This window comes from Roseibium sp. MMSF_3544 (assembly GCF_030732845.1).
Classification (GTDB): Bacteria; Pseudomonadota; Alphaproteobacteria; order Rhizobiales; family Stappiaceae; genus Roseibium.
In genome coordinates, this window is record NZ_JASHKA010000003.1 from 89169 (window position 1) to 100985 (window position 11817).

Annotated in this window: 10 protein-coding genes; 9 read left to right on the top strand and 1 reads right to left on the bottom strand. The window is 60.2% G+C overall.

The features are described from left to right. Positions 1-385 precede the first annotated feature (385 nt). Positions 386-3775, top strand: a complete 3390-nt coding sequence (locus RBB47_RS05160; protein ID WP_305984679.1) for an error-prone DNA polymerase — start codon at positions 386-388, stop codon at positions 3773-3775. An 18-nt stretch (positions 3776-3793) separates the two neighbouring features. Here the strand turns inward: RBB47_RS05160 and RBB47_RS05165 are convergent, their stop codons facing one another. Further along, positions 3794-4705 carry a LysR family transcriptional regulator gene (locus RBB47_RS05165; RefSeq protein WP_305984680.1) on the bottom strand — a complete coding sequence of 304 codons (912 nt, stop codon included), beginning with the start codon at positions 4703-4705 and terminating at the stop codon, positions 3794-3796. Positions 4706-4805: 100 nt separating this feature from the next. Between RBB47_RS05165 and RBB47_RS05170 the strand changes: the two genes are divergently transcribed. The 8 genes from RBB47_RS05170 to RBB47_RS05205 all read left to right on the top strand — a co-directional run bounded on the left by RBB47_RS05170 (position 4806) and on the right by RBB47_RS05205 (position 11810). Beyond that, entirely contained in the window at positions 4806-5573 is a 768-nt protein-coding gene (locus tag RBB47_RS05170; RefSeq protein WP_305984681.1) for an aldo/keto reductase, read from the top strand. A 24-nt stretch (positions 5574-5597) separates the two neighbouring features. After that, positions 5598-6038, top strand: a complete 441-nt coding sequence (locus RBB47_RS05175; RefSeq protein WP_305984682.1) for a VOC family protein — start codon at positions 5598-5600, stop codon at positions 6036-6038. 1 nt (position 6039) lies between these two features. After that, positions 6040-6255 carry a hypothetical protein gene (locus tag RBB47_RS05180; protein ID WP_305984683.1) on the top strand — a complete coding sequence of 72 codons (216 nt, stop codon included), beginning with the start codon at positions 6040-6042 and terminating at the stop codon, positions 6253-6255. A 269-nt stretch (positions 6256-6524) separates the two neighbouring features. Further along, the gene (locus RBB47_RS05185) at positions 6525-7844 is read left to right on the top strand and encodes a sugar ABC transporter substrate-binding protein (RefSeq protein WP_305984684.1); all 1320 of its coding nucleotides are present in this window, start codon (positions 6525-6527) and stop codon (positions 7842-7844) included. A gap of 41 nt (positions 7845-7885) precedes the next feature. Continuing rightward, positions 7886-8758, top strand: a complete 873-nt coding sequence (locus RBB47_RS05190) for a carbohydrate ABC transporter permease (RefSeq protein ID WP_305984686.1) — start codon at positions 7886-7888, stop codon at positions 8756-8758. 1 nt (position 8759) lies between these two features. Then, on the top strand, positions 8760-9587 hold the full coding sequence (locus RBB47_RS05195) for a carbohydrate ABC transporter permease (protein WP_305984687.1): 828 nt from the start codon (positions 8760-8762) through the stop codon (positions 9585-9587). Further along, entirely contained in the window at positions 9588-10646 is a 1059-nt protein-coding gene (locus RBB47_RS05200) for an ABC transporter ATP-binding protein (RefSeq protein WP_305984688.1), read from the top strand. It abuts the gene before it with no gap. 231 nt (positions 10647-10877) lie between these two features. Beyond that, positions 10878-11810, top strand: a complete 933-nt coding sequence (locus RBB47_RS05205) for an AraC family transcriptional regulator (RefSeq protein WP_305984689.1) — start codon at positions 10878-10880, stop codon at positions 11808-11810. Positions 11811-11817 lie beyond the last annotated feature (7 nt).

Below are 11817 nucleotides of genomic sequence, written 5' to 3' on the forward strand. Positions count from 1 at the left end.
CAGCGCTGTCTCGAAGGATGGGCCACACATTCCTGCGCAAGCTGTCCATCCTTCGAGACGGACCTGACGGTCCTCCTCAGGATGAGGGTTTGGGGACGAAGGTGACAGCATCAGGGACAGGTTTTCCCGCTGTCATCCCGGCCACGCGGAGCGCGCGCCGGGACCGGGGAGGCGCAGATCCAGCGGCTTTTCCTCACCTCTCACTGTCATCCCGGCCGAGCGCAGCGAGAGCCGGGACCCACTCGTTTCCAGAGCTCTGCGAAGGGACGCTGAGAAGCGGACACAATCACCCAATGCGGCAAGCTGAAAGGCGAGTAGGCCCCGGATCTGCGCTGACGCTTGTCCGGGGTGACAGCAGGAGGAGGAAGAGGCAGGAGGTTCGCCGATGACCTCCCATGTCTCGCCGGACAGCCTGCACTGGGACATTCCGCGCTATGCGGAGCTGACCGTGACCTCCAACTTCACCTTCCTGCGCGGGGCCTCTCATCCGGAGGAACTGGTGACCCGGGCTGCCGAACTCGGGCTGGAGGCAATTGCGATCACGGACTGGAATTCACTCGCCGGGGTGGTCCGGGCCTATTCGGCCTTGAAGGAAATCCGGCGTGCGGCCAACGAGGAGGGCGTGCCCGTGCGGTCCCATTCGCAGATCGATGCCTCCTCCCGGCAGCAGACAAACGAGATGCCGCCCCTGCCCATGCCGGAGGTCCTGAAGCTGCCGCGGCTGATCGTCGGCGCACGGCTGGTGCTGACCGACAGCCCGGTCGACTTTGTCGCCCTGCCGACCAACCGGGCCGCCTATGAGCGGCTCAGCCAGCTTCTGACCCTTGGCAAACGGCGCGCAGAAAAAGGCGATTGCCATCTGGAGTTTGAAGATGTCCTGAAATTCTCCGAGGGCCTGATCTTCATCGCCCTGCCCCAGGGCGCTCATGCACAAGACGCTTTTTCCAAGACGGCTAAGCATCACCTGCGCACGCTGCGCCAGGAATGCCCGGGTCATGTTTTTCTGGGGGCTGCGCCGCGCTATGACGGCACCGACCAGGCCTGGTTCCGAATTTGTGCGAAGGCCGCCCATTCGCTCGCCACGCCCATGGTCGCCGTCGGTGACGTCCTGATGCACCATGCTGGGCGGCGGCGGCTTGCCGACGTGCTGACATGCCTGCGAGAAGGCTGCACCATCGACGAGATCGGCACCAAAGCACTGCCCAATGGCGAGCGGCGGCTGAAGCCGGCGACCGACATGACCCGCCTCTACCGACATCATCCGGCAGCGCTCCGGCGCACGATCGAGATCGCCACGCGCTGCAGCTTCGACCTCTCCGAACTCTCCTATGAATATCCGGACGAGATCACCGACGGAGAAGACCCGCAGGACCGGCTGGAGCGGCTGACCTTCGAGGGCCTTGAGATGCGTTATCCCGCCGGGGTGCCGCAGCACGCACAAGAGCTGGCGCGAAAGGAACTGAGGCTGATCCGGAAGCTCAAGTTCGCCGCCTATTTCCTGACCGTCCACGACATCATCGGCTTTGCCCGCAGCCGGCATATCCTGTGCCAGGGGCGCGGCTCGGCGGCCAATTCCATCATCTGTTATGCGCTCGGCATCACCGATGTCGGCCCGGAGACGATCACCATGGTCTCGGAGCGCTTCATCTCCGAACACCGGGGCGAGCCGCCGGATATCGATGTCGATTTCGAACATGAGCGGCGCGAGGAGGTGATCCAGTATGTCTATGAGAAATATGGCCGCCATCGGGCCGGGCTTTGCGCAACGGTGATCCATTTCCGCACTCGTGCGGCGATCCGAGAAGTCGGCAAGGTGATGGGCCTCAATGCGGATGTCACCGCCGCGCTTTCCGGCCAGATCTGGGGCAGCTCCAACAGCGGCCCGGAGGACGCGCGCATGAAGGAGCTGGGGCTGGATCTTTCCAACCGGCGGGTGGCCCAGACCATCGAACTGATCCGCGAGATCATCGGTTTTCCGCGCCATCTCAGCCAGCATGTCGGCGGTTTCGTGATCACGCAAGGACGGCTGGACGCGCTCTGCCCGATCGAGAACGCGGCCATGGAAAACCGCACGGTGATCGAGTGGGACAAGGACGATATCGATGCGCTCGGCATCCTCAAGGTCGACATGCTCAGCCTTGGCATGCTGACCTGCATCCGCAAGTGCTTCGACCTGATCGAGAGCCATCACGGTGAGGACCTGACCCTCGGCACCGTGCCCCAGAGCGACACCGACACCTATGACATGCTGTGCAAGGCCGATGCGATCGGCGTCTTTCAGGTGGAGAGCCGGGCGCAGATGAACTTCCTGCCGCGCATGCTCCCGCGAGAATTCTATGATCTCGTCATCGAGGTGGCGATTGTGCGTCCCGGCCCGATCCAGGGCGGCATGGTGCACCCCTATATCAACCGCCGCCAGGGCAAGGAGCCGGTCTCCTTCCCGTCCAAGGAACTGGAGGAGGTGCTCGGCAAGACGCTCGGCGTGCCGCTCTTTCAGGAACAGGCCATGCAGATCGCCGTCGTGGCCGCCGGTTTCACCCCGTCGGAAGCCGACAAGCTGCGCCGGTCCATGGCGACCTTCCGGCGCATGGGCACGATCGGCCAGCTCCGGGAAAAATTCATTTCCGGCATGCTCAAGCGCGGCTACGAGCTGGAGTTCGCCCAGAACTGCTTCGGCCAGATCGAGGGCTTCGGCGAATATGGTTTTCCGGAAAGCCACGCGGCGGCCTTTGCCATGCTTGCCTATGTCTCGGCCTACCTCAAATGCCATTACCCGGCCGAGTTCGCCTGCGCGCTCTTGAATTCCCAGCCGATGGGCTTTTATGCCCCGGCGCAGATCGTGCGCGATGCACGCGAGCACCAGGTCGAAGTCCGGCCGATCTGCGTCAATCAGAGCCTTTGGGACAACACTCTGGAGCGGCGCAGTGACGGTGCGCTGGCACTTCGTCTCGGGTTCCGGCAGATCAAGGGCATGCGCGAGGAGGATGCCGACTGGATCGTGGCGGCGCGCGGCAACGGCTACCCGGACACCGAGACACTATGGCTTCGCACCGGCGTGCCACCGGCGACCCTGGAGCGCCTTGCCGAGGCCGATGCCTTTGCCGGCATGGGGCTCGGCCGCCGGGACGCACTCTGGCAGGTGAAGACCATCCGCAGTCCGAAGCCGCTGCCGCTTTTCAACGACCCGATCGACGGCGAGGCGATCTTCGAGCCGGATGTCCTCCTGCCCGCCATGCATCTCGGTCAGGAGGTGGTGGAGGATTATCTGTCCACCCGGTTGACCCTGCGCGCCCATCCGATGGAGCTGCTGCGCCCGCATATCCCGCATCTCACGCCCCACGACCGGCTGGCGCGGCTCACCCCTTACGAGGCCCGGCGGGTTTCCGTTGCCGGCCTCGTCATCACCCGCCAGCGCCCCGGCACGGCCTCGGGCGTCATCTTCATCACGCTGGAAGACGAGACCGGGGTCTCCAACGTGGTCGTCTGGCCGAAGATGTATGAAAAATACCGCGCCGCCGTCATTGGCGGGCGGCTCCTGAAAGTCACCGGACGGCTGGAGCGCGAGGGCATCGTCGTCCACCTGATCGCCGATCACATTGAAGACTATTCCAACCGCCTCGCCCTTCTCGGCCACCCCAATGACGAGGTGCTCGGCCAGATGACGGGCAAGACCGACGAAGTGCCGGTGCATCTCAAATCAGACGCGCCGAAACCCCGCGCCATGCATCCGCGCGAGCAGGCGAAGAAGCTGTTCCCGAGCCGGGATTTTCATTGAGCCCTTACCCCAAAGCCTTCATGTCGTCATGCCGGGGATCTGACGAAAGCCGGTCTCCAGCGCTTCTATGAAGGCAGACAGCCTGCGCGGCTGCCGCCGGGCCGGAAGATAAGCAAGGTTCACGTCAAGCGTCGCAGCTCGCCAATCGGGGAGAAGGTCAACGAGAGTCCCGTTCTCCAGTTCCTCGGCAACGAACCAGCGTGGCAAAACGGCTGCACCGAGGCCTGATTGAACCGCTCGTTTCAAAGACATGATGTTGTTGGTTGCGAGACTTGACGTTGCTGCGAGTTCGCAACGCTCGCCTTCAGAATGCGCCAGTCCGATCTTCGCTCCTTCGAACGGGGTGAGCGTCACGAATGGAAGCTTCTCTGCTGCCTCTGGCGTGGGCGCCTCCAGCCGCGCCGAGATCTGTGGCGTACCGACAATCAGTCTTTCAACTTGTCCCAGACGCCGCACGATCAGGCTTTCGTCAGGGACCGGTCCGACCTTAATCCAGCAATCGCACCCGACCTCGGCAAACCGGATGGCCTCGTCTTCCAGGCGCCAGTTCAGCACGACATTCGGATTTGCGACCTGAAATCCGATGGCTATGTCCGCCAGGTGAAGCTGACCCAAAGCGACAGGCGCAACCACCCTGAGCGGTCCTCTCACAACCTCCGCATCACTCGTATGCCGTTCCTCCAACGCATCCCAGCGGGAGATCAACGCACGCGCATCAGACAAAACGTCCAGCCCTGCTTCCGTCAGAGCCAGAGAGTGGGTCGTACGCCGGATCAACTGAGCACCAAGACGCTCTTCGAGGTCCTTGAGCTGCCGGCTTGCCGATCCCTGGGACATTCCAAGATCGCGGGCAGCGCTGCTTATCGTTCCCCGTTCGGCAATGCGAACGAAGGTTTCCAGAAGAGCGAGGCGGTCGAGTGGTTTGCTCATGCATAATACAAATAACAAATAGCCTTATAAATTGTCTACAGAATATTTACCGACACGGCCATCTTGATCCCGACGACAACAGTCAAACCTGGAGATCAAAATGACCGACATGACTTACACCCTTGGCAACGAGCTGACAGTGAACCGTCTGGGTTACGGCGCGATGCGCCTGACAGGGCAACCGGGCAATTTCGGCCCTTTCCCGAACTGGGATCAGGGCGTAGCGCTCCTGAGACGGGCCGCCGACCTCGGCATCAATTTCTTCGACAGCGCCTGGGCCTATGGACCGGAATTTGCCGACAGGATCGTCGGTGAAGCGCTCGAAGGCCGTGAGGTCGTCCTGGCCACAAAAGGTGGCGTGGACAAGCCCGAGCCCGGCCGCATTATCGTCGACGGCAGCCGCGACGCGCTGATGCGGCAGATCGATCGCGCGCTCATAAATTTGCGCCGCGACCGCATTGATCTCTTTCAGCTTCATCGGGTGGATCCACAGACACCGATCGAGGCGTCGGTCGCTGCGCTCGCCGAAGCGCAGGCCGATGGTCGCATTGGCCAAATCGGTCTCTCCAACGTCACCCGTTCCCAATTGGAGAGCGCTCTTTCGGTCGCACCAATTGCAAGCGTTCAAAACCGCTTCAACATGCAGGAAACAGAAGCAGAGGATCTGGTCGACTTCACGGCCGAAAAGGGGATCGCGTTCATTCCCTATGGTCCGCTCGGAGCCAATCCGATGCAGCAAGGGGCCAAACTCGCACCTCGCGAGGCAATTGCCTGGCTGCTCGCCCGCTCCCCCAACATCGTCGTTATCCCCGGTACCACCTCCATCAAACATCTTGAGGAGAACTGGAGCGCCTGGGATCTCGTTTGACGCAATCGAAAAAGGAACAGAACAATGACCTCCATCTTGAATGCCGCCCTTGTTGAGCACGTCATGCTCGGGACTGCTGACTATGACGCGACACTTGCCTGGTGGACCGAAAAGCTCGGATTTAAAATCGAAATTGAGTGGACCGTCCCCGCGTTTCCAGGCCTACGCCTCGCCTATCTGACAAAGAACGGATTTCGTCTTGAAGTGGTTGGCAATCCAGATCGTTTTCAGCAAAGAACAGCGCCCGATGGCATCGAGCAACATCTTGCAGACAGCGGTTTCAGCCACCTTGCCTTCAAGGTCGAAGATGTGGATGCCGTCATGGCCGAACTTGACGCTAAGGGCGTTGCCCCCTTTCTGCCTGCAACGAGCTTTGCAGACGTGGGCCGCCGGGTCGCGTTCGTCCGGGACGATCAGGGCAACGTAATAGAATTTGCCGCCGATCTTGCCCGGGAGGCAGCGTGATATGTCTGGCCCGAACAAAAACAGAATGGCGCTCCTCACATGGGCCGTCGTCTACCCGCTGATCACTTCTCTGCTTGCGGTTCTGGAGCCGTTTCTTGCCGGTGTGCCCATGCCAATCAGATCGTTTGTGCTGACACTCATAATGGTTCCAACCATGGTCTATCTCATCATGCCAACGGCAACTTCAAAGCTGAGTGCATGGCTGAACCCGAACTGACTCCGAAGCTAACAAGACAGACCGCTGCAACCTCTCAAATCCCGGCAAGGAAGTTCATTCCAAGCCGGGATTTTCGTTGAAGAGAAAACGGTAAAGACAGGTCGAAAAGTTTCTGCCGCTGTTCCCGTGCAACGTCATGAATTGACGTCCGGCAGCGGCCAACGTGCTTCAAATGACCTAAGGTAAAAATTTTTGCATTCGTATGCAAACATGTTACCTTACCCTCGGGCAATGCGGTCAACGCACGATCCCTGGGAGGAAACTGAACAATGAAGAGACGCACATTTCTTGCGGCCGTGGCGGCTGCGGGCCTGGCATGCAGTGCACTTCAGGCGATGGCCGAGGACTTGCCGTACGGCCTGACCGCCGGCAAGCCTTATGAAGGCACCAAGCTGAACATTCTGAGCGTGGTCACACCACAGTTCGACGGACTGATGCTTCGAGACAATGAGTTTACCGACCTCACCGGAATTGAAACGGAATGGACCTTCATTCCCTTCGGCAGCCTTCAGGAAAAGATCAACGCCGAGGGCATAGCCGCAAACGGCACCTTCGATGTGGTCAATTACCTCGACAGCTGGGGACCGCCGAACGCACACTGGCTGATGCCGATCGACGAACTGATGGCCAAGGACGGCATCTCGATGGATCGCTACCCGGCAGCCTTCGCGCGTTCCGCACAGTTCGAGGGCAAGACGCTCGGCTTCCCGCTGCGCGCCCACCCTCAGCTCATGTTCTACCGCAAAGACCTGATCCCGGAACCGCCCAAGACCTGGGAAGACGTGGTTCGCATCGGCAAGGAGCTGAAAGAGAGCCACCCGGATATCGCGCCGCTCGCGCTTTATTTCAACAATGACGGCAACCGGCAGAACCTGTTCATCTGGCTGAACTTCCTGTGGGCCGCCGGAGGCGATGTCTTCAATGACGACTGCACGCCCGCCTGGACGAGCGAAGAAGCGTTGAAGGCGACCGAGGACTACATCGCGCTTCACACTGTGCACGAAGTCACCAATTCGAACTCGGTCGCCTTCGTGGAACAGGATGCACGCCAGTCGTTCATGCAGGGCAAATCCGCGATGATCCCTGTCTGGTGGTGGGCCTATTCGGGCTTCTATAATCCGGACTCCAGCACGCTGACCAAGGATCAAGTCGCATTCGCCGGTATGCCGTCTTACCAGGGGACAACCAAGACCTACGCGATTTCCATGCCGTTCTCGATTTCCGAATATTCGAAAAACAAGGACGCTGCCTGGGAATTCATGAAGTGGCTGTCGAACCCGGACATGGACAAAGCCAATGCTGTTGAGCGCGAAGTTGCGGGCAAGCCCATCGTCAACAACGTGGTCACACACATTTCCTCATTGCAGGATTCGGACGTGAACGCTGCCAATGACGGCATCCAGGCCGCAGCATGGGATTCGCTAAAAGAATCCGACATCATGCCTCAGATCGCTGAGTGGCCGGAAGTCGGCGACCTGCTTTCGGCGGCGATCGCGGAAGCCGCTTCTGGTGGAGACGTTCGCGAGCTGATGACCGGTGCCGCCGATCAGGCGACGCGGGTTCTTCGCCGCTCAGGCTGCATCCAGTAAGGACCAGGGCCCCTTCCAGTCATTGGGAGGGGCTTTTTCCCATGCGCGACAACACTCTCAAATACGTGCTGGTGCTTCCGGCAGTCATGGTGGTTTTCGCCACCGCAATCTGGCCACTGATGGAGAGCGCTCGCCTGTCGGCAACCGTCGGCCGGCTGAACCGTCCCGGCTCGCTCGACCAGTATATCGGCCTGGAAAACTACACCTGGGCCTTTTTCGAAGAGCCGGCCTTTTGGAATTCGGTCTGGGTCACAGGCATCTACACCATTCTGACCGTCGGATTGACCACGATTTTTGCATTAGGCCTCGCGCTGCTTCTGGCGCCCGGTGGACGGCTGCGTTCCGGTGTCCAAACGCTTTTGATCCTGCCCTTTGCCATGTCACCTGCGCTTATCGGCGTCTCGTTCCGGTTCATGTTCAACCCGGAATTCGGTCTGTTTGACGCTTTTTTCGGGGCGGTGATGCCACCGCTTGCCGACGTGAGCTGGCTGGCCGATCCGACACTAGCCTTCGCCGTTTGCGTGATGGCGGATGTCTGGGGCTGGATCCCGTTCCTGACACTGGTCCTCATCGGCGGGCTGGCCTCCATTCCGCAAGACACGATTGAAGCCGCACAGGTGGATGGTGCCTCCGGCTGGCGGGTGTTCAAGGACGTCACGCTGCCGCAGCTGGCTCCGGTGCTGGCGGTCGTGATCATCCTGAAGTCGATCTTCTCGCTCAAGACCTTCGATCAGATCTTCATGCTGACCAACGGCGGACCAGGCACCGCCACTCAAACGCTCAGCCATTACATCTATTTCAACGGGATGAAATACGGCCAGATCGGTTACGCGGCCTCGGTCGCCTGGCTGATGGTCATCCCGATGATCCTCTTGACGTATCTCTACGCCAGGTTCGTGTTCAGGAAGGACTGACATGACGGGAAAGCAACGCAAGCAGATCTGGAACGCGTTTCAGCTGACGCTCATCCTGATCGCGACCTTCATCATGCTGGTTCCGATCGTCTGGATTTTCCTGGCCGCCTTCAAGACGCATGTGGATGTTTATCAGCTGAAGCTGTTCTTCCGTCCGACGCTTGAAAACTTCGGCACCGTTTTCGACGATCCCTACCGGCTCGGCGAAAAGCTCTACAACTCCACCATCGTCGCTCTGGTCACGGTGGTCTTTGCCATCCCGATCGCGACCTGTGCGGCCTATTCCTTCAGCCGATTCCGCTTGCGCGGCGAAACGACGATGCTGGTGATGATCCTCGCCACCCAGTTTGTGCCGGCCGTCGTGATCATCCTGCCGTTCTTCGTCATGTTCCGGGACATCGGGCTCCTGGACACCCGCCTTGGTCTGATCCTGGTAAACCTTGCCATCGTGATGCCGTTCGCCATCTGGATGATCAAGGGGTTCATCGACGGCATTCCGCTGGACACGGAAGAAGCCGCCATGGTGGACGGGTCCTCACGAATTCAGGTGATCCGCAACATTGTTCTGCCGATGGCAGCACCCGGCCTGCTGACCGCCGCGATCTTCTGTTTCATCATCGCGTGGAACGAGTTTTTGTTCGCGCTGATCCTGACCAACAAGGACGCCGTGACGCTCCCGATCGGGCTCGCGCTCTTCAAGGGAGAAGAAGGAGATCTCTGGAACCTCCTTTCCGCCGCCGGCATCATCATCATGGCGCCCATGTTCGTGCTGGCGCTGATCATCCGAAAATACTTTGTGCAGGGCATGACCATGGGGGCGGTGCGCTAAATGGCTGAAGTCATTCTCAAGAACCTGACAAAGCGCTGGGGCGACTTCGTCGGCGTCGACAATCAGTCCCTGGATATTCACGACAAGGAATTTCTGGTGCTGCTTGGACCGTCCGGTTGCGGCAAGACAACAACCATGCGGATGATCGCCGGGCTCGAGGAGCCGACCTCAGGGGAGATCTGGATCGGCGAGCGAAAGGTCAATGACGATCTGCCAAAAGACCGGGATGTCGCCATGGTCTTCCAGAACTACGGCCTTTATCCGCATATGACGATCTTCGACAACATCGCCTATCCGCTGAAAGTGCGCGGAACGCCGAAAGCGGACATTCGTCCCCGGGTGGAGCGGGCAGCGGAGCAGGTGGAACTGACCCAGTTTCTTGGCCGCAAACCCAAGGCGCTCTCGGGCGGACAGCGCCAGCGCGTTGCCCTGGCACGAGCGATTGTGCGCACACCCAAGGTCTTCCTGATGGACGAGCCACTGTCGAACCTCGATGCCAAATTGCGGGTGACGATGCGGGCGGAACTCAAACACCTCAGCCGCGAACTCAAGGTCACGACAGTCTATGTGACCCATGACCAGATCGAAGCAATGACCCTTGCTGACCGGGTTGCCGTGATGAAGCACGGCGTTATCCAGCAGCTCGGCACGCCGGACGAAATCTACAACGATCCTGCAAATCTCTTCGTCGCAGGTTTCATCGGCTCGCCCGCCATGAATTTGGTGCGCGGCAGCGTCAAGGACGGCCATTTCATCACGGTGGACGGTGTGCGCCTGTCCACGATTGCATCCGAAGACCGCAATGAAGTCATTCTCGGCGTAAGGGCAGACGACATCAACGTGCACGAAGCGGGCGCCGGCGACATAGACACGCCCATCTACGCCTTTGAAAACACGGGAGAAGCCTCTTTCCTGACCGTTGTATGGGGCGATCAACGCGTGATCGCACGTGGGGACCGCCATCTGCGCAAGGAACAGGATGACGTTGTCGGCCTGACGCTCAACCCCGATCATCTCTATCTCTTCGATCCAGCGACAGAGAGGCGTATTCACCTCTAGGGAAAGGTCCCTGGTGCGGCGCAAGTCGCGTTGCGGCAGTGTCGTCGCCGACGTCAGAGCCGCTGAGAAGCTGACTACAAACCGGCGCATTCATTCATGCCTTTGCCGGTCGACCTTAATCGGCACTCCCCTATACTGTCGGGCATGGGTCAGATCACGGCATTGTTCGTTCAAAAAGTTATTGATGTGGCAACGTCCGCAGAGCCTTCCGGCAGCGGGCGCCGACATGAGTTGTTCCGCTCTGTAGGCATTGATCCGGACGCACCTGTTGACCCCAAGCAGATGGTACAGGACACGGATTACTACGCGCTGTGCGAGCGGGTGACACGAGAGGACGCGCACGGGGCCTCCGTGCCGATCCGCGTCGGCTCATCCATGCGCTGTGACGATTATGGTGCTTTCGGCCTCGCCTGGAAATCGGCGATCGACCTGCGCGGTTCCTACCAGCGATCCGAACGCTATGCCCGCGTGCTGACGAACGTTGCCACTTACGAATGCGTCGAGGAAGACGGCCGCTTTTTCATGACGCTCAACCGTGCCGGCGAACGTCATCTCGGAATGCGCTTGTCGAATGAACAGACGATTGTTGCCGTCACGCAGATCAGTCGGGAGGTGTCGACGGAGCCGTTTTCGCCCGACGCCGTTTATTTCAAACATTCCGGACCGGAGGATCTCTCCGCACACGAAACCTATTTTGGTTGCCCGATCTACTATGACGCCGACCGCGATGCCATCCAGGTGTCGAAGGAACACCTCGTTGCGCCGAACAAACTCGGTGACCCAAGCATCTCGGCCTTTTTCGATACCCACATGGAACGGGAAATCGCGGACCTGCCCGAAACGCAGGAGCTGGACGGGCGCGTGCGCAGTCTCGTGTCGCGCGCTTTGAGCGAAGGTGTGCCGAATGTTGCCGATGTTGCCGCCCGCCTGGGCTTGAGCGGCCGCACACTCCAGCGGCGGCTTGCGGCGCAGGGGCACGCCTTCCAGGACCTGGTTGACGAGGCGCGCAAGGAGTTGGCTCTCCGGCTGCTCAGGCGCACTGACTACGCGCTTGCAGAAGTGGCTTTCCTGACAGGTTTTGCCGAGCAAAGCGCATTCACACGGGCCTTCAAACGCTGGCAAGGCGAAACACCCGCATCGTTCCGGCGCGCCGCTCAGGTCTGATTGGCGC